Below are 18,290 nucleotides of genomic sequence, written 5' to 3' on the forward strand. Positions count from 1 at the left end.
TGGGCTGCTTTCATGTAGTGCCGGGACGTTCAACATAAAAATCCCCTTGACATAAATCCATGTTATCAAGGGGAAACAAAGCGAGCTATGTTGTTTTCTTAACGCAGCCTTACATTTTTGTAAGAAATGAAAATCGAACTGATGTCCCTTCACCGGGAGACGAGCTGATGTCTACCGTATGATTGAGCTTACCTGTAATTTCTTTGACGAGATGGAGGCCGATTCCCGTAGATTCTTGGTAACGCCGCCCGTTTTCACCGGTGTAATAAGGGTCAAACACCCGCTTGATGTCTTGGGAGGGAATCCCGACGCCGTAATCTTTGACTTCAAGCACCGTCCTGTCTTCATCGCGGAAGACATTCAGCTCAAGTCTGTCACTCTTGCCCGCTGAATACTTGACCGCATTTGTGACCACTTGGCCGATCGCAAATTTGAGCCATTTTGCATCGGTGTAAATCTGATGATCATCGCAAATGTCCATTTTCGGATAAACGCGGTATTGAATAAAAAATCGTTTATAGCTTTGAATAACTGATTGGAGAAGCTCAGACAGGGAAACCGCTTCGATTTTAAAATCCCGTTCAAACAGGTCGAGCCTTGAAGAATAAAGAAGCGTCTCCAGCCCGAATTCAATCTGCCGGACTTCTTTTTTGATTTGTTCAAAAACGGGCTCATCCTCTTCTTGAATGATTAAATTAATAACCGACAGCGGCGTCTTTACTTGGTGCACCCATTGATTCATATACGTCACCCGCGCGTCAAGCTTGGCTTCGGTCTCATGGAGCTTTTGGTGCTGCAGCCGGATCAGCTCCATCTGCTTTTCATACAGCTCTGAACAGAACACTGAAGAACCGAGATACGGGATATCCGTCCCTTCCTGCCCCGAGCTGAGCCATTGATACACGCCGCGGTCTTTGTACCAGCGGTAGGCAAGATAGCCCGCCAAAATGAGAAGCTGCACGCCCAATATGTAAAACAAGTGAGAAAAAGAATGAAGACCCGCAAACCAGTAATAAAAGAAGACAAACAGCCCTTGAAGGAGAAATAGCAGAATCAGGACTGTATGAAACCGGAGAAACAGCTTCATGACTGCGCCCTCAGCTGGTAGCCTTCGCCCCGCACCGGTTCAATAGAAACAGGCGCATTCAGCTCCCGCAGTTTTTTTCTGAGCCGCGTGATATACACGTTAAGTGTATTATCATCGACGAAAATGTCGGTGTCCCACGTCTTTTCCATGAGACGGTCCCGACCCGTCACCTTTTCTCCCCGCTCCAGCAACACTTCCAAAAGCTTACTTTCTTTTTTAGAAAGCTCGCTTTTTTCATCCTGAAAACGCAGTTCAAACCGTTCTACAAAGAGCTGAACGCCGGCATATTCAACCACTTTCTCCCCCTGCTTTGCGGCGTACTCCCCGTACGCCCTGCGGATCTGGCTTTTGATTTTCGCCAGCACAATATCATAAGAAAACGGTTTTTCGATATAATCGTCTCCCCCGTTTTCAATCGCCATCACCTGATCCATTTCCCCGCTTCTGGCTGAAATAAAAATGATCGGGCTGGTGGAATGCTGGCGGATCTGGCGGCACCAATAATATCCGTCATATGCCGGCAAATTGATATCAAGCAGCACTACATCAGGCTTTTCCTGCAAAAAAACATCAAGAACAGCCGTGAAATCCGCGGTGACCACTGTTTGATATCCGTATTTTTCAAGGTAATTCTGCAACAGTCCACGAATGTCTTCACTGTCTTCCACAATCATGATCTTATTCAAACTGAACCACTCCCGTTTCTTACACTGCTGCCATCATCATAATCGTTTTGGGCGTATGGACGCAACACCGCACAAAAAAACCGCCATCTCGGCGGTTTCTGGTCTCATCAGCCGACCTGCTGTTTTACGGCTTTACCGGCTGATCCGAACTCTCTCATTTTGCTTCGCACTGTCTCTTCCACGGCTTTAATGCCGGGTGTCATATAGCCGCGCGGTTCGTACAGATCGCTGTTTTCCTGAAACATGCGGCGTGTTTCGTCTGTCCAGGCTACCATACATTCCGTATTGATATTGATCTTCGCGTGGCCGAGCGTGATGGCTTTTTTGATCTGATCCTGCGGAATCCCGGATGCCCCGTGAAGAACGAGGGGAATATCAGTCATGCGGGAGATAGCCTCCATTTCCTTAAATCCGAGATTCGGCTCACCCTGATATTTGCCGTGTACAGAGCCGAGGGCGGCGGCCAGCGCGTCGATATTGGTTTCTTTGACGATCCGCTCACATTCCGTGATATCGGCATAGCGTACCCCGCCGACCAGTCCGTCTTCCATTCCGCCGACCGTGCCGACTTCGGCTTCTACTGACACGCCGTGCTTTGCGGCATAATCGGTGACTTCTTTTGTCATCGCGATATTCTCGTCAATCGGCTGATGGGAGCCGTCAATCATCACTGAGCTGAATCCGGCATCAATGGCCTGTCTGCAGCGTTCCGCACTGCTTCCGTGATCAAGATGAAGCACCACGGGAACGGTAATCGCCATGTCCTCCATTAACGCGCCGACCATGGCGGCAATCGTTTTAAATCCGCCTAAATAGTCGACCAGGCGATCGGAAGCCGCGGCGATGACCGGTGATTGCTCCTTTTGCGCAGCCTGCAAAATCGCCTTCGTCCACTGCAGGCCGTTGATATTAAACTGGCCGACTGCGTATTTCTCCCGCTTTGCATCTTCAAGAAGCTCTTTCATCGATACAAAAGCCATGTCCACCCCTCCTTTATCCATTACATGTTGAAGTATTTTGATACGACATCAACCGTTGTTTTTTTCGCTGTTTGAATGGCTTCCTCAGCACTCAGCTTATAGTATTCAGGCCGGAAGAGCTCAACTGATACAACATCAGAGAAGCCAATTTCCTTTAGTGCTGATAAGTGGGCATCTAAGTCAATCGCCCCTTGGCCCGGCCATACACGATCCTCATCCGTTAAAAAGCCGATTGGGAAATCTTCGGTATCGTCGATATGATAGATGAAAATTTTCTTTCCGTCCGCCTGCTTTAAGCTTTCAATATTTGACCCCATTGCATGGAAGTGGAAACTGTCAAGGACAAGCCCGACATTGTCACGGTCGACTGTGTTTACGATGTCGTACGCCTGTTCAAACGTATTAACTGTACACTGCGGATGGCCGACAAATTCGAGCGCGATTTTTACGCCATACGGCTCCGCGATATCTGAAAGCTCAGTCAGCACCTCAACACTGCTCTTTTTGATCTCTTCTTTTACAATCTTCTGCTCAGTCACAAGCGGGACGGCCACGACATATTTCACACCGAGGGTTTTGCACGTTTCCATCATGTCTTTAAATTCAGCGATGATCTCATTGTGGCCCTTTTCATCACGGTTGTTGAAAAAAACGAGTGCGTTTAAGGCAAGCGGCTTGATGTGATGGGTTTGAAAATATTCCGCAAGATCAGCCAATGAATGGTCTTTTAAGTACTCTGGCAGCTTATCCATTGTGCGGATTTCAATATAATCATAGCCATGCTTTTCGCATAGTTCTAAATCCTGTTTAAGGTTTGAGTTTTCCAATGTTGTTGCTTCATTGAAACAAAGTTTCATGTCAGACTCCCCCATCTGTGTTTTAGATATGAAGGGAGTTCGGCAGGAAGGCTGTTCGCCATATCCCGCCGAACTCCATGCTCAGCTTATGCCAGACCTAATTCTTCTTTCATTTTTTTAAGCATAAATCGGCTTGATTCATCCGCTCTTTCGTCGACCCAAGCAAATACTGCATTCGTCGCAATTCCGTCGAACTTCATCTCTCTCAGCTTTCTGAAAATCGTATCAAAATCAACCTCGCCTTGACCAATGTCCAAATGCTGGTGAACCGTTACTTTCGCGTCAGGCGGATTGACGATGTAGCGCAAGCCATGAGCCGCTTTATGATTAAAAGTATCTGCAAATAAAACATGTGTGAGGCGGTCGCCGGCTTCGTCAAACATTGTCTCAATGTCGCCTTTGCCGTCATCATAGAAGAACGTATGCGCAGTCGAGTAGACAAGATTGATCCAATCCTTGTCAAGCGCGCGGATCATATCCATCGCACCTTTGTGCGTTTCGATAAAATCGTATGGATGGGCTTGAAGATTGAGTTTAATGCCTTCTTTTTCAAAGACTGGCAGAAGCTCATCCATGGATTTGATAAATTTTTCTTCACTTGTTAAAGGATCATATTTTGAACCGCTGAATTCGCTGTTCATCAAATCCACTTCAAGTTCAACTGCAATTTCGATCGCCCTTTTCCAGTTGCGCACCGCAGCCTGGCGGCGGTCTTCATCAGGACCCGCCCAGTGGTAAAGAGGAAGGAGCGATGATAGCTTAACACCTGTATCCTTTAATAGACGCTTTAATTGTTTGATCTTTGCTGAATCGACTTTCGGATATTTATAGAATGGACAAAAATCCTCGCGTGGCGATAGCTCAATATATTCATAGCCAAGCTCCGCTGTTTTATAAACCATTTCCTCCAAAGTTAAATCATCACGATACATCGATGGATCCAATGCTAATTTCATATTTTCACTCCTCTATTTTTTTAATTTTTAACTGTTGTAAACGATTGATAGAATTCCGGTTTTTCCTTCAATTCAACCTTTTCTTTTTGTCCAGATTCCTGGGCTTTTACACACGCGTCAGTCGTAACAGCAGCAATATAGCCGTCCCATGCCGTCGGCCCGCTGACCTCGCCTTTCTTTTGAATCGAATCAATGAAGTCTTGGATTTCCACATCGTACGCAGCCACAAAGCGTCTCTGCCAATCCATCAAAATATCTGTGCTGAATTTGCCTTCTTTTCTCATGCTGATGCTTGATGGTTCAGGAAGCTTGATAACGCCGTCTTCTCCTACAATTTCACATTGAATGTCATAGCCGTATTTACAGTTCACATAGATTTCAGCATTGATGACGATGCCGCCTTTCGTTTCAATCAATACGATTTGCGGATCTTTCAAATGCGGAAGTGCATTTTTCGATTTTTTTGGATAGATGACTTGAACGGACTCGTAGTCATCATTGACGAGCCAGTGCAGTACATCAATTTCATGAACAAGCGTGTCGACTACGGCCATATCCGTTGTGTAGTTATCTCCCACAGTCGGGTTGCGGTGCGCGCAGTGAATCATAAGCGGCTCGCCAATAACATGATTATCGAGTGCTTCCTTCAGCTGTACGTAACCGCTGTCATAACGGCGCATAAAGCCAACTTGAACTAGGCGTTTGCCCACTTTGACTTCCTCTTCGACGATGCGCATGCATCCTTCAGCCGTTGTCGCGAGCGGTTTTTCACAGAACACATATTTCTGGGCTTTAATCGCTTTCAGCACGCTCGATTCATGCGCAGGACCCCAGCTTGTCACTAAGACAGCATCTACATTTTCGTCTGCAAGCAGGCTGTCATCATTCGGATAAACCGTCGCGTTTAATTGGTATTGCTCAACGACCTTTTGTGCAGCTTCTTGATTGACATCCGTTACAGCAACGATTTCTGCGCCGGACAGCTTGTTCGTAATGCGGTTAATATGTTCTTTTCCAATTGCTCCAGTTCCAATTACGCCAATACGTAAACTCATTGACAGCCACTCCTTCTGTTGGTTACATCATTTTGCTTTCTGTTCCTTGCTTTACTTGGCTCTGAGGAGATCCGTAGAGTTCCTCCTGAATTTGTTCAAGCGACTTGCCAGACGTATTCGGCGCGAAGAGAATCCCGATAATCATACTGGCCGTCACACATCCGAGGAGAATTGCAGCCATCGTTCCAATGCCTAAATTGGTCATAATCATTGGGACAAACAGACTCCAAATCCCTATTGAAATACGGACGAGGAAAAACATCAGTCCTTGTGCAGAAGCACGATATTGCGTAGGAAAGATTTCACTGGCCCATAACTGATAGTTGGCTTGCTGCCCGGCTCCGTTATTGATGCCGATCACGACAATAAACAGAAGCAGAACCGGCAGGCCTTCAACCGGCAGCAGAAACAGCGTCCATCCGATCACTGCCATAAAAGCAGCGATTCCAAATACGGTTTTTCTATATTTGTCGGCAAAGGGCATGAAGATTAAAGCGACCCCCAATCCCGTGAAGATAAACAGTCCCATTTGCAAAAGGTTTGCCATATTGGCAGATACACCGCCGACCTGCTGATAAATGTATGGCATGAAGAAGCCCATCACCCCGGCGGCTAAATTCCAAACCAAGTACACACCCATCAAAAACAGTATGCTTTTTAGATACATTGGCTTGAGCAAATCAAAATACGATGTTTTGTTCAGTACGGCCGGCTTCTCTTCCTGAGCATCTCCCGGCTGATTTTTTGCCTGCCAGGCGTCTGACTCCGGAAGCCTGATTCTCAGGATGTACGTAATCAGCGCAATGACAAGCAGATGGGCAAATACGATTTTATTCCCCAAGAGGCCTAAATCACCGACCAGTACGGAGAGAAGCAGCACAACGACTGCCCCTGCCGCCCAAGCGACTTGTGCCACGCCGCAATGACGGGCCCGATTTTTCTTTGGCGCATTTTCTGCAATAATGGTCCATGATGCGGTAATATCAGCTCCTACTGATAAACCGATAATCATGTAACCGCTTAACAACATGGGGAAATTAACCCCAAACAGAACCAAACAAATCCCTATTGCATAAACCAGCATGCTATTGGTATAAACAGCCTTCCGCCCGACTTTATCAGCTAGATACCCGCCAAGCAGTGCGCCGACAGCGGCAGAAATTGCGTTTGCGCTTAGCGCGCCGAGCAGCCCGATTTGCGTATCAGATAGCTTTAGGTAACTGACCCATAATGATAAACCAGCAGAGCCCGCCACAATGGAACCTGCATCAATATAGTTGGCCAATGCTGCTGCGATTGTCCGTTTATTGAAGGCCGAATCTCCATTGGTATTACCCATATATTCAGTCCCCATTAAGCCAGATCCAACAACTGCTCATCAATATAGTTTCTCGCGATCAATGCATACTCAAGCGGGTTTGCAACATCGGGGTCCTGTTCAGCTTCAACGACAATCCATCCGGAATAATCGTGCTTCAACAGCTGTTGATATACTTCTCTAAAATCAATGCATCCATCACCGGGAACCGTAAACATGCCTTTTAAAAACGATTGCTGAAACGATTTCCCTTCAAGCCTGCATTGTTCCATGACATTCAGGCGGGCATCTTTAAAGTGCACATGCTTAATGCGGTTGATATGCTTCTCAAGCATCCCCAAGTAGTCACCGTCAGAAATATACGCATGGCCTGTATCATAGAGGAGGTGTACATGCGCAGGGTCTGTTCCTGCCATCAGGCGGTCGACTTCTTCTGCCGTTTGGACGCCAGTACCGAGATGGTGATGGTAGACGAGCTTCAGGCCATGCTGGTCAGCAATTTTGCCAAGGTGATTCAGCCCTTCGCAAAGCCGTTCCCATTCATCATCCGTAAAGTGCGGCTTCTCTGTGAACACGTTTTTCTCCAAGCTTTGCACGCTGTAGGTTTGTTCAGAGACAACTGCGACATCCGCGTTTACTTGCTGCAAATACTCACAATGCAGGGTAAATGCTTTTGCCGCTTCACCAAGTCCGTCACGCAAAATAAAACTGCTGAACCATTTTCCCGCAATGCGTAAATTCCGAAGCTTCAGCTCTTTGTTCAGGATGGCAGGTTCGGGGAAAAAGCCCCCGACCTCCGTGCCTTGAAAACGTGCGACAACAATATCACTTAACAAATGCTGAAGTGTATTTCCCGCTCCAATTTCAGGCATATCATCATTCCGCCATCCAATGGGAGCGATCCCCCACAGGATTTCATTTTTGCCCATCTATGGTGCCTCCCCTCTAATACTGCTTCGCAGATTCCAGCATTTTCTCTTTTGCTTCGTATGCTTTCTGAACGCTTTCTTGTTCAGACACCTCTGCTACGCCGACATGCCACCAGCTGTCATAGCCGTCAGTCATTGTTTTTGGCAGAACCTTCATTTCAATTAACGTTGATACGTCTTGTTTCTTCGCATCCTCTAACGCCGCTTTTAATTCTTCTACTGTGTTTGCACGATAGGTTTTCGCTCCGTATCCCTCAGCAACTTTCGCATAATCGACATTTAAAATCTGGTTGTCATCTGTGCGGAACTCACAATAGTAGCTGCCGCTGCCATGATCCATTTGCAAGTTGTTGATACATCCAAAACCAGAGTTATCAAAGAGCAGCACATTGATTTTCTTGTTGTACTGAATCGCCGTAATCAGCTCGGAGTGTAGCATTAGAAAGCTGCCGTCTCCGACAATGGAATACACTTCTCTGTCAGGATGGGCCAGTTTCAGACCCAGTGTCCCGGACACTTCATAGCCCATGCAGGAATACCCGTATTCCAGGTGATACGTATTCGGAACATTTGAATGCCACAGACGCTGCAAATCTCCTGGAAGGGAGCCTGCTGAGCAGATGATCACACTGTCTTCAGGAATTGTCTCGTTGATTGTCAGCAATGCCGTTGTTTGCGGAAGCTCAGTATTCAACGTGTCAGCGTATTCATTTAGAACCTCTTGAGAGAAATGATTTTTGATTTCCGGATCAAATGCTTCCCGTTTAAACGTCACTTTGCTGAGGCGTTCGCGTTCAGCGAGCCATTCGTCCTTCAGCTCCTTAATCGTTGAGCCGAATTCACTCTTATAGCCTTCAAGCAAGCCGTGCAGTTTGCCAAGCGTCACTTTCGCATCCGCTACCACTTGGAACGCATCGAGTTTATACGCCTGCATTCGGCTGACATTGATGTTCAGAAACTTCGCTTTATCAAAGTCAAAAGCGGTCTTAGAGGATGTCGCAAAATCCGTATATCTTGTGCCGATACCAATAATCAAGTCAGCTTGGCGGGCCGCTTTATTTGCCGCAAGTGTACCTGTGATGCCCATTCCGCCAAGGTTGTTCGCAAAATCAGCTTCAACTGTCGACTTTCCTGCCTGCGTTTCAACTAACGGAATGTTATACGCTTCAGAAATGGCAACCAATTCATCGCGCGCACCGGAGTATTTTGCGCCTCCGCCGACGAGGATCACAGGATTTTTGCTGGCTTTAATCAGCTCCGCCGCACCTTGAAGCTCGCGCTCGCTCGGCTGCATGCGATCAATATAGTGAACCCGTTTGACGAAGAAACTTTCATCAAAATCGTATGCTTCTCCTTCGACATCCTGAGAAATACAAATCGTTGCTGGACCTGCTTTTGCCGGATCAGTCATGACTTCAAACGCGCGCAGCAAACTGCTCATAAGCTGCTCAGGGCGCGTAATGCGGTCCCAGTATCTCGATACAGGTTTCAATGCATCGTTTGTTGTAATCGCCGCACTGTATTCTTGCTCCATTTGCTGCAGTACAGGGTCTGGCTGTCTTGTCGCAAATGTATCTGCCGGAATCAAGAGAACCGGGATATTGTTTGCCAATGCAGTACCGGCTGCCGCCACTAAGTTGGCCGCTCCCGGTCCGACGGATGTAGAGACCGCATATATTTTTCTTCTCAGCATTTGTTTGCTGTACGCCATTGCGGCATGCGCCATTCCTTGTTCATTTTTCCCTTGATAGACTTTCAAATGGCCTGCATCCTGCTCAAGCGCCTGGCCAATCCCTAACACGTTTCCATGACCGAAAATTGTGAAAATCCCTTCTACAAAAGGCTCTTCCTTTCCATCTACATGGATGTACTGCTGGTTTAAGAATTTAATCAGCGCTTGTGCTGTTGTTAAGCGAATTTTCTTACCCACAAACGATCCCACCTTTACTCGATCTTTTTCAATTATGACTGTGCTTCAATAAGCTGTACGATTTCATCCGCAGTCGGCATCGCTTCTGACGAACTGTGCTTGCTCACCACAATGGAGGCTGAAGCGCTGCCGTATTTCAATGCCGTTTCGATGTCTTTTCCGCTGACAAGGCCATAGATAAAGGCTGACGCATAGGAATCACCGGCTCCAAAGGTTTTCAGCACTTTTGTCTTGTACGCTTGGGCGCGGAATACCTCGCCTGATTTGCTGTATGCATAAGAGCCTTCGACGCCGTGTTTGATGACAACGAGGTCGGCTGAATGGTCAAATAAATGATTGACCGATTCTTCATTGCTTCCGCCTGTGCGGTTTTCCATCACATCAAATTCATCGCGTGTGCCGATGACGATATCAGACTGCTCGGCAACCAAAGAATAGTAAACGGCTGTTTCATCTGCTGACTGCCACGTATACGGGCGGTAATCCAGTTCGAACACCACTTTGACCTGATGCTTTTTCGCATATTGAACAGCTTTTAACACCGCTTCCCGTGACGGGCTTTTGGCGAGTGCTGTCCCGGAAACAAGCAGCATTTTCGCATTTGCGATATAGTCCTCGCTTACCTCTGAAGGCTCAAGATAAAGATCCGCCACATCATCGCGATACATTAAGATGCTGCATTCTTCAGGACTGAGGATTTCTGTAAATGCAAGACCTGCTTTGTGTCCATCTTGATCAACAATCATCTGCGTTGTATCAACGCCGGTATTTCTCATATAGGACTCTATGAATCTTCCATGCTGGTCATCTGGAATTTTGCCGATAAAGCCCGCTTTTAAGCCAAGCTTCGCGCTTCCGATCGCGATATTCGCAGGTGAACCGCCGACATATTTCGAAAATGTCATCGTTTCTTCCATTGGGCGGTTGTATTCGACTGCGTTCAGATCAATACATGCCCGGCCGATGGCAACAATATCAAAAGCCTTCTCTTCATTGAATGTATACTTCATCGTAAACAGCCACTCCTCACTTGTTAGCGTTCTAAAATCCACTCATGCGCCGGGTCATTATGAAACTTCCATTTCCGCGTCGGCCCTGCCATGACATTTAAATAGTAGGATGTGTATCCGTCCGGCACGCCTACCGGGTGGTATCCAGCAGGAACAATGACAACGTTTTCATTTTCTACAGTCATTGTCTCGTCAATAGAGCGGTCATCTGTGTATACACGCTGAAACACAAAGCCCTGTCCCGGGTCTAATTCATGGTAGTACGTTTCTTCTAAGAAAGATTCCTCCGGCAAGTTGTCTTGATCGTGTTTATGAGGCGGGTAGCTGGACCAGTTGCCGCTGTCTGTATAGACTTCAACTACTAATAGGCTGTTAGCTGAAGGGTCTGAATCCGGAAGAATGTTGTGAACAGTACGTTTGTTTGAAAACTTCCCGCGATGCTCAATTCCGTTGTCTTCCGCTTTGATCAGCTTTGTCGGAAGCTGTTTTTCCGATGGAGAATAGCAAAGCGCCACTCTTGCGTCGCTGACCGCTGTGATCTCAAATGCACGATCATTTGAAATATAGACGCTGTCTGTCGGTTTTCGTTCGAATACGCTTTCACGCGTGCCGATATTCTCAAAAGTTGACTCATGATCGGTGACTGTAATTTTTCCTGTGACCGCAACAATACAGATTTCTTGTTTTTTCAATTCTTCTGCATAGCTGGAACCGGAAGCGAGATCTAACACTTTAAACTCTACATAGGTGAGATCAGAGTTGGATTTTGTTACTTCGTGCACCAGTTTGACCCCATTAGATACTTCATTCGACTGCGGCTTACGCAACAAATAACTCATAGTGAAGCCCTCCTCTTTCTATTGTAAGAATGAGTCCGAACAGCGCATATGGACGCCGTTCGGATGTTCGTCGTTTAGTTGAAATCAGGTGCCGGATATCTTGCCGTAACCACTTTTTTACGTGTATAGAAGTCGACGCTGTCTTTTCCGTTCGCATGCAGCGTTCCAAAAAATGATGACTTCCAGCCTGAGAATGGGAAGAACGCCATCGGAGCCGGAACACCCAAGTTGATGCCGAGCATACCCGCATCAATGTTTTCACGGAAGTAGCGGATTGCGTTTGAGTTGGATGTGAACAGGCAAGCACCGTTCGCAAACTCAGACTTATTGGCAATCTCAATTGCTTCTTTTAGGTGTTTCACGCGGATGACAGATAAGACCGGAGCAAAAATTTCATCTTTCCAGATCGTCATCTCTGTCGTGACATTATCAAAGATCGTCGGGCCGACAAAGTAGCCGTCGTCAGACACATTTTCACGTCCGTCACATACGAGTCTCGCGCCTTCTTCAAGCCCTTTTTCGATATAGCTGAGCGTGCGCTTCTTGTTGTCTTCGCGAATAACAGGTCCTAAGAACACGCCGTCATCAAGGCCGTTACCGATTTTAATGTCAGCCACTTTTTCCTGCAGCTTCGCCATAAACTCATCAGCGATTCCTTCTTCAACCGTCACAACCGCACAAGCCATGCAGCGTTCACCGGCAGAACCGAAGGCTGCTCCAATAATGTTTGTGATTGTGTCTTCGAGATTCGCATCGTTCAGGACAATCGTATGGTTTTTCGCGCCAGTCAGAGATTGAACGCGTTTTAAGTTTTCGCTTCCTTTTTTGTAGACGTATTCGCCGACTGGCTTTGAGCCTACGAATGAAATCGCTTTAATTTCAGGATGCTCGAGGATGCCGTTCACAACGTCATGCGCACCGTATACGACGTTGAATACCCCTTTCGGAAGGCCCGCTTTTTCAAAAAGTTCAACCAATTTCTCTGTTAACAGCGGTGTCCGCTCAGATGGTTTTAAAATAAATGTGTTGCCGAGCGCGATTGCCATCGGGAACATCCAGCAAGGAACCATCATCGGGAAGTTGAATGGCGCGATTCCGCCGACAACTCCGATTGGGTAGCGGTAGTTGGCCGCTTCAACATCTGTTGCAATGGAAGCAAGTGAGTCACCCATCATCAGGGAAGGTGCTCCAGCCGCGAATTCTACGTTTTCAATTCCGCGTCCCACTTCTCCAAGTGCTTCTTTTGTGTTTTTTCCATTTTCAATGGTAATCAGATGAGCAAGTTCTTCTCTATGCTGAGACAGCAGCTGCTGGAAGTTAAATAGGATTCTGGCACGGCGCGGAACCGCCACTTTTGACCAAGTTTTAAACGCCTCAGACGCTGTTTGCGCTGCGTAATCGATATCCTCTTTTGTTGAAATTGGCACTTGGCACAGCACTTCTTTCGTCGCCGGATTCACAACGTCTTCGTATTTATCTGTTTTGCTTTCAACCCATTCACCGTTGATGTAGTTTTTTAATTTTCTGATTTCTGCCATTCTTATTGCCTCCTTCATTAGTAAACACATACACTTGTATGGATGGTTCAGGATAGATTCATATCAATATCCACTTTTTCAGTAAGCCAAGAATTAAACGCTTTCAAAAAAACCAAAAAAATAAAAGTTGATCCAATTTTAGATACAAGCAACCATTTCATGCACAACAGGTTACTTTTTGGTCATTTCTTGGTTATATTCTAATCGCATAATACCCATAAGTCAATCATAAACACTAAATTTTTTCATTATTTTTATTATACTAATCTTTTAACTCATTAAGAGAGTAACGAGAAGTCCATCGAATCTTGCAAAAGATATACACCGATGTTATCATTTTTTAAGCAACTATTGATCAACTCTTGGGTTTTATTATATATTTATGTTACGTAAAGATTCAAGAAGGAGTTTATTTATATGAAACTGATGCGGATTCAGGAAATGGAGGAGTACATTTTATCTCATGGCACTGTTTCCTTAGATGAGCTGTGCCAGGTGTTCAATGTCTCTAAAAACACAGTCAGACGTGATATCAACAAGCTAACAGAAAAGGGTGCGATTGAAAAAGTATACGGCGGCGTAACATCTATTGAGAAAACCGCATTAGTTCCTTTTGAGAATCGCACCATTCAGCACCAAGATGAAAAAACAAAAATTGCTCACTATGCTTCCCGTTTTATTGAAGATCACGATTTGATTTTCATTGATTCAGGAACAACAACAAAGTCTATTCTCGATACGCTTGATCCTGCCAAAAATGTCACCATTTTAACCAACAGTTTAGACATTATCAATGCGGCATCAGCTTTGAAGCATATCAACTTAATCATTATCGGAAACAATTATAAGAGAAAAACGCGCTCCTTTGTCGGCATGGACGACCCGGCTATGCTTGATAAGTACAATATCAACAAAGCCTTTATGTCTGCTACCGGAACGACGCTGACACACGGATTGACCAATTCGGATCTGCTCGAGTACGAAATTAAAAAAAGGATTTCGGAAAAAGCAAAAGAAGTGTATTTATTGGCTGACCATTCTAAATTCGGAAAATCAACGCTACTGACGTATGCGCCGTTTGACAGGCTGCATTGCATTGTGACATCCCAGCCATTAGATGACGAGTACACGCAGTATTGCAATGAGCACCAAATCGGCATTCATCTGGCCTAGCGGTTACAATAGTGTTGAGAGTCTTTCATCCATTTTATTCTAGGAGGCAGATCATGAAAAAAGCTACGCTCGGAAAATCAGACTTGCAGGTATTCCCTATCGGGTTAGGAACAAATGCTGTCGGAGGACATAACCTCTACCCGAACCTGAATGAAGAAACCGGAAAAGAATTGGTTCGCGAGGCGATCCGTAATGGCGTGACGATGTTAGATACCGCTTATATTTACGGGATCGGCCGTTCCGAAGAATTAATTGGTGAAGTGCTGCGCGAATTCAACCGTGAAGATGTTGTCATCGCGACGAAAGCCGCGCACAGAAAACAAGGAAATGACTTTGTCTTTGATAATTCACCAGAATTCCTTAAGAAATCAGTTGATGAAAGCCTGAAGCGTTTGAATACGGATTATATCGATTTGTTCTACATTCACTTCCCGGACGAACATACGCCGAAGGATGAAGCTGTCAACGCGCTGAATGAGATGAAGCAAGCCGGAAAAATCCGCTCCATCGGTGTATCCAACTTCTCTTTAGAGCAATTGAAAGAAGCAAACAGAGACGGATTGGTAGATGTATTGCAAGGCGAATACAACCTGTTAAACCGTGAAGCGGAAAAGACATTCTTCCCGTATACGAAGGAGCATAATATTTCATTTATCCCTTACTTCCCGCTCGTATCAGGATTATTGGCAGGAAAGTATACAGAAGATACAACGTTCCCTGAAGGAGACCTGCGAAACGAACAGGAACACTTCAAGGGCGAGCGTTTCAAAGAAAATATCAGAAAGGTCAACAAGCTTGCGCCGATTGCTGAAAAGCACAACGTAGACATCCCACACATCGTATTGGCTTGGTATTTGGCAAGACCGGAAATTGATATTTTAATCCCTGGAGCAAAACGTGCCGATCAGCTGATTGATAACATCAAAACAGCTGACGTGACGCTTTCTCAAGAGGATATTTCGTTTATTGATAAGCTGTTCTCATAAGAAGCAGAAAACAGCCTTCCCCACTGGGAAGGCTGTTTTTATTTGTGCAAAATTGATCTATCATCCTATGATGCTTGATGAATTAGCAGCTTCAGTGAATAACTGATTTTGAAGCAAAAACTTACAAAAAGAGCCATAAATCCGATAAAATAAAGGTAGGTTATCTCAGAAAGAAAGTGATTGAAAAAGCAAAACAAGATATGAAACGTTAGTATCATCTAGAAATAAGAGACTCATGTGTTAAAAAAATCTGACCAGCTACTTTTATTTGCTGCTCAGAATAACGGGCCGTTTCGGCGGTCTATGGAGGAAGCAGAATGAAACTTACATATGTAAAAGCTTTTGTTGCAGTAATCGTTGCTTTAGGTGTACTGCTGCCATCAACCATTTCTCATGCAAAAAGTTTTAGCGGCCGCTCATCATCTAGTTACAGCAGCCGAAGTTCAAGCTCATCATACAGCGGAAGCTATAAATCCAGCCCAAAATCAAACTATAGTTCAGGAGCAAGCTCTTCAAGCAAAAACCCCAAGACGTCTGACGATTCATCATCATCGATTTCTCTAAAAAAGAAACCTTCGGAAGAGTCTAGCCCATCAAGCGCTAAAAAATCGTCAGGCACATTTTCCGGCGCCACCTCAAAAGTAAGCGGAAAGACATACAGCGGAAAAACGTCTAAAGCTTATGTTGGCGGACGTTATGTTTCAGTCAATCATTACTACAATGCAGGATTCTCGCCATCGGGATGGTTTGGATATTATAGCGGATTTACAATGGGCATGTTCATGATCAGCATGATGCACCCTTGGGGTTACACCTATCATCCAGTCGGGGGCCCAGGCTATGTTTCTTATGGCGCTTCGCCCATTGCCTGGATCGTTGATGTCATTGCTCTGATCATTATTTTACTCATTGCCATCGCATTGATCCGCGCATTCAAAACACCGAAGACATACAGAAGGAGCTTTTAGGTAATGAAACTAGTATTAAATGAGCAAGAAATTGTAGACGGGATTTGTGTGTATATTTCTAATGAAGAAGAGATTTACCCGGAGGACGTTGAAGTAAAAGAGCTGTCTTACAACAAGCGGACAGGATTCTTCGCTGAAGCCAAATATGGCCTGCACCACAAGCAGCTTGTGTCAGATGACATTTCAGAAGGCATTATTCAGTTCTTAGAGGAATACCACAACTTCAATCCAGATGTTACAGCAGTTGAATTGCAATTTGATAAGAAAAAAGGATTCTCCGCCTTGGTTTTTGTCAACGAGAGAGAATAAAAATCAAAACCTTACTCCGCGCGAGTAAGGTTTTTTTATGATGATTTGTCCCGGGCATATGCTTTGAGATGCTTAGCATTCCCGTACTCACTGGATCTGTCACCTTACGTAAAAATCGCTAATCCCCTGCGTTTTGGTTTTAATTTTTCCTTTTTTAAAACAAATGTTTCAAATCAGATAGGAAAAGGGTACTACTCTATTAACTTTGTTAAACATAAGAGATACTCATTGGCCTAACAACTGAGGGGGAACATTTGTGAAGACAAACACAAGGAAATATTTGATCTACTTTTTTGGCGCTTTAGGAGGGCTGCTTTACGGTTATGATACGGGCGTCATCTCTGGAGCGCTGCTGTTTATCAACAATGATATTCCTTTAACGACATTGACAGAAGGATTGGTTGTCAGCATGCTGCTCCTTGGCGCGATTTTCGGTTCTGCCTTAAGCGGCACATGCTCCGATCGCTGGGGCAGGAGAAAAGTTGTTTTTGTGCTTTCCATCATTTTTATTATTGGTGCGCTCGCTTGCGCGTTTTCTCAAACGGTCGGCATGTTGATTGCATCTCGGGTGATACTCGGGTTGGCCGTCGGCGGTTCAACGGCGCTTGTGCCCGTGTACCTGTCAGAAATGGCACCGACGAAAATCCGCGGGACACTCGGCACAATGAACAACTTAATGGTTGTTACCGGTATTTTATTAGCATATATCGTAAACTATCTGTTCACGCCGTTTGAAGCGTGGCGCTGGATGGTGGGACTGGCTGCGGTGCCCGCTGTGCTTTTATTAATCGGGATCGCATTTATGCCTGAATCACCAAGATGGCTCGTAAAGCGCGGGCGTGAAGATGAAGCGAAAGACATTATGAAAATCACTCATGACCAAGAAAATATTGAGCAGGAACTAGCAGATATGAAAGAAGCGGAAGCTGGGAAAAAAGAAACAACACTCGGTTTGCTAAAAGCAAAATGGATTCGTCCTATGCTTCTCATTGGCATCGGCCTTGCCGTTTTTCAGCAGGCGGTCGGCATTAACACGGTCATCTACTACGCACCAACCATTTTTACAAAGGCCGGTCTCGGCACATCGGCGTCAGTACTCGGCACAATGGGTATCGGTGTACTCAACGTGATGATGTGTATTACAGCTATGATTTTGATCGACCGCATCGGCCGCAAAAAGCTGCTGATTTGGGGAAGCGTCGGCATTACACTGAGCTTGGCTGCATTAGCAGCTGTGCTCCTGACACTGGGTCTCTCTACATCAACAGCATGGCTGACTGTCGTTTTTCTCGGAGTCTATATCGTATTTTACCAGGCAACATGGGGTCCGGTTGTATGGGTTCTGATGCCTGAGCTCTTCCCATCCAAAGTACGCGGAGCCGCAACAGGCTTCACTACTTTAGTGTTATCAGCAACCAACCTGATCGTGTCGCTCGTCTTCCCGCTGATGCTCAGCGCCATGGGCATCGCATGGGTCTTTACAATTTTTTCAGTCATCTGCCTGCTTTCATTTTTCTTCGCCCTCTACATGGTTCCGGAAACCAAAGGGAAAAGCTTGGAGGAAATTGAAGCAAGCCTGAAAAAACGGTTTAAAAAGAAGAAAAGCAGCCAAAACCAAGTGCTGAGTGAGCGTACATTATAAAAAAAGGAATCGTCTCAAGGGACGATT

At 45.6% G+C, this 18,290-nt stretch carries 17 protein-coding genes; 5 read left to right on the forward strand and 12 right to left on the reverse strand.

Annotated elements, in window-relative coordinates; genetic code table 11:
- Window positions 1-109: 109 nt before the first annotated feature.
- The 12 genes from yxdK to iolA form a co-directional block, all read right to left on the reverse strand.
- On the reverse strand, window positions 110-1,087 hold the full coding sequence (yxdK, locus tag AC0DBE_RS13055) for a two-component system sensor histidine kinase YxdK (protein ID WP_014115766.1): 978 nt from the start codon (window positions 1,085-1,087) through the stop codon (window positions 110-112).
- Window positions 1,084-1,773 carry a two-component system response regulator YxdJ gene (yxdJ, locus tag AC0DBE_RS13060; RefSeq protein WP_014115767.1) on the reverse strand — a complete coding sequence of 230 codons (690 nt, stop codon included), beginning with the start codon at window positions 1,771-1,773 and terminating at the stop codon, window positions 1,084-1,086. The genes yxdK and yxdJ overlap by 4 nt, the downstream gene beginning before the upstream one ends.
- 107 nt (window positions 1,774-1,880) lie before the next feature.
- A complete protein-coding gene (iolJ, locus tag AC0DBE_RS13065) occupies window positions 1,881-2,753 on the reverse strand; it encodes a 6-phospho-5-dehydro-2-deoxy-D-gluconate aldolase (RefSeq protein ID WP_061186819.1) in 873 nt (290 codons plus the stop codon).
- 20 nt (window positions 2,754-2,773) lie between these two features.
- Complete coding sequence (iolI, locus tag AC0DBE_RS13070) at window positions 2,774-3,610, reverse strand: 2-keto-myo-inositol isomerase (RefSeq protein ID WP_061186818.1); 837 nt, start codon at window positions 3,608-3,610, stop codon at window positions 2,774-2,776.
- An 86-nt stretch (window positions 3,611-3,696) separates the two neighbouring features.
- On the reverse strand, window positions 3,697-4,566 hold the full coding sequence (locus AC0DBE_RS13075; RefSeq protein WP_014115770.1) for a sugar phosphate isomerase/epimerase family protein: 870 nt from the start codon (window positions 4,564-4,566) through the stop codon (window positions 3,697-3,699).
- A 20-nt stretch (window positions 4,567-4,586) separates the two neighbouring features.
- Complete coding sequence (iolG, locus tag AC0DBE_RS13080; RefSeq protein WP_439846167.1) at window positions 4,587-5,621, reverse strand: bifunctional inositol 2-dehydrogenase/D-chiro-inositol 1-dehydrogenase; 1,035 nt, start codon at window positions 5,619-5,621, stop codon at window positions 4,587-4,589.
- Between the two features lie 22 nt (window positions 5,622-5,643).
- Complete coding sequence (iolF, locus tag AC0DBE_RS13085; protein ID WP_472962433.1) at window positions 5,644-6,960, reverse strand: myo-inositol transporter IolF; 1,317 nt, start codon at window positions 6,958-6,960, stop codon at window positions 5,644-5,646.
- Window positions 6,961-6,974: 14 nt separating this feature from the next.
- Window positions 6,975-7,868, reverse strand: coding sequence for a myo-inosose-2 dehydratase (iolE, locus tag AC0DBE_RS13090; protein WP_014115773.1), 894 nt, complete (start codon window positions 7,866-7,868; stop codon window positions 6,975-6,977).
- 16 nt (window positions 7,869-7,884) lie between these two features.
- Complete coding sequence (gene iolD, locus AC0DBE_RS13095) at window positions 7,885-9,798, reverse strand: 3D-(3,5/4)-trihydroxycyclohexane-1,2-dione acylhydrolase (decyclizing) (RefSeq protein ID WP_072181626.1); 1,914 nt, start codon at window positions 9,796-9,798, stop codon at window positions 7,885-7,887.
- A gap of 32 nt (window positions 9,799-9,830) precedes the next feature.
- Window positions 9,831-10,808, reverse strand: a complete 978-nt coding sequence (iolC, locus tag AC0DBE_RS13100; RefSeq protein ID WP_019259953.1) for a 5-dehydro-2-deoxygluconokinase — start codon at window positions 10,806-10,808, stop codon at window positions 9,831-9,833.
- Window positions 10,809-10,831: 23 nt separating this feature from the next.
- Window positions 10,832-11,647 carry a 5-deoxy-glucuronate isomerase gene (iolB, locus tag AC0DBE_RS13105; RefSeq protein WP_061186814.1) on the reverse strand — a complete coding sequence of 272 codons (816 nt, stop codon included), beginning with the start codon at window positions 11,645-11,647 and terminating at the stop codon, window positions 10,832-10,834.
- A gap of 74 nt (window positions 11,648-11,721) precedes the next feature.
- Entirely contained in the window at window positions 11,722-13,185 is a 1,464-nt protein-coding gene (gene iolA / locus AC0DBE_RS13110; RefSeq protein ID WP_079287649.1) for a methylmalonate-semialdehyde dehydrogenase, read from the reverse strand.
- Window positions 13,186-13,602: 417 nt separating this feature from the next.
- Here iolA and iolR point away from each other — a divergent pair, with 417 nt between their 5' ends.
- The 5 genes from iolR to AC0DBE_RS13135 all read left to right on the forward strand — a co-directional run bounded on the left by iolR (window position 13,603) and on the right by AC0DBE_RS13135 (window position 18,263).
- Entirely contained in the window at window positions 13,603-14,358 is a 756-nt protein-coding gene (gene iolR, locus AC0DBE_RS13115; RefSeq protein WP_061186813.1) for a myo-inositol utilization transcriptional regulator IolR, read from the forward strand.
- 53 nt (window positions 14,359-14,411) lie between these two features.
- Window positions 14,412-15,344: an aldo/keto reductase gene (locus tag AC0DBE_RS13120; protein ID WP_019716280.1), complete on the forward strand. Its 933-nt coding sequence runs from the start codon at window positions 14,412-14,414 to the stop codon at window positions 15,342-15,344.
- Between the two features lie 317 nt (window positions 15,345-15,661).
- Window positions 15,662-16,312: a hypothetical protein gene (locus AC0DBE_RS13125; protein WP_472962437.1), complete on the forward strand. Its 651-nt coding sequence runs from the start codon at window positions 15,662-15,664 to the stop codon at window positions 16,310-16,312.
- Window positions 16,313-16,315: 3 nt separating this feature from the next.
- Complete coding sequence (locus AC0DBE_RS13130) at window positions 16,316-16,621, forward strand: DUF2653 family protein (protein ID WP_072181616.1); 306 nt, start codon at window positions 16,316-16,318, stop codon at window positions 16,619-16,621.
- Window positions 16,622-16,877: 256 nt separating this feature from the next.
- On the forward strand, window positions 16,878-18,263 hold the full coding sequence (locus AC0DBE_RS13135) for a sugar porter family MFS transporter (protein WP_014115782.1): 1,386 nt from the start codon (window positions 16,878-16,880) through the stop codon (window positions 18,261-18,263).
- Window positions 18,264-18,290: the final 27 nt, after the last annotated feature.

The organism is Bacillus sp. VA15 (genome assembly GCF_055721145.1).

Bases quoted from the DNA above. Each gene is read 5' to 3' on its own strand.
- yxdK (WP_014115766.1), bottom strand. From the start codon at position 1,087: ATGAAGCTGTTTCTCCGGTTTCATACAGTCCTGATTCTGCTATTTCTC.
- iolJ (WP_061186819.1), bottom strand. From the start codon at position 2,753: ATGGCTTTTGTATCGATGAAAGAGCTTCTTGAAGATGCAAAGCGGGAG.
- iolI (WP_061186818.1), bottom strand. From the start codon at position 3,610: ATGAAACTTTGTTTCAATGAAGCAACAACATTGGAAAACTCAAACCTT.
- AC0DBE_RS13075 (WP_014115770.1), bottom strand. From the start codon at position 4,566: ATGAAATTAGCATTGGATCCATCGATGTATCGTGATGATTTAACTTTG.
- iolG (WP_439846167.1), bottom strand. From the start codon at position 5,621: ATGAGTTTACGTATTGGCGTAATTGGAACTGGAGCAATTGGAAAAGAA.
- iolF (WP_472962433.1), bottom strand. From the start codon at position 6,960: ATGGGTAATACCAATGGAGATTCGGCCTTCAATAAACGGACAATCGCA.
- iolE (WP_014115773.1), bottom strand. From the start codon at position 7,868: ATGGGCAAAAATGAAATCCTGTGGGGGATCGCTCCCATTGGATGGCGG.
- iolC (WP_019259953.1), bottom strand. From the start codon at position 10,808: ATGAAGTATACATTCAATGAAGAGAAGGCTTTTGATATTGTTGCCATC.
- iolB (WP_061186814.1), bottom strand. From the start codon at position 11,647: ATGAGTTATTTGTTGCGTAAGCCGCAGTCGAATGAAGTATCTAATGGG.
- iolA (WP_079287649.1), bottom strand. From the start codon at position 13,185: ATGGCAGAAATCAGAAAATTAAAAAACTACATCAACGGTGAATGGGTT.
- iolR (WP_061186813.1), top strand. From the start codon at position 13,603: ATGAAACTGATGCGGATTCAGGAAATGGAGGAGTACATTTTATCTCAT.
- AC0DBE_RS13120 (WP_019716280.1), top strand. From the start codon at position 14,412: ATGAAAAAAGCTACGCTCGGAAAATCAGACTTGCAGGTATTCCCTATC.
- AC0DBE_RS13125 (WP_472962437.1), top strand. From the start codon at position 15,662: ATGAAACTTACATATGTAAAAGCTTTTGTTGCAGTAATCGTTGCTTTA.
- AC0DBE_RS13130 (WP_072181616.1), top strand. From the start codon at position 16,316: ATGAAACTAGTATTAAATGAGCAAGAAATTGTAGACGGGATTTGTGTG.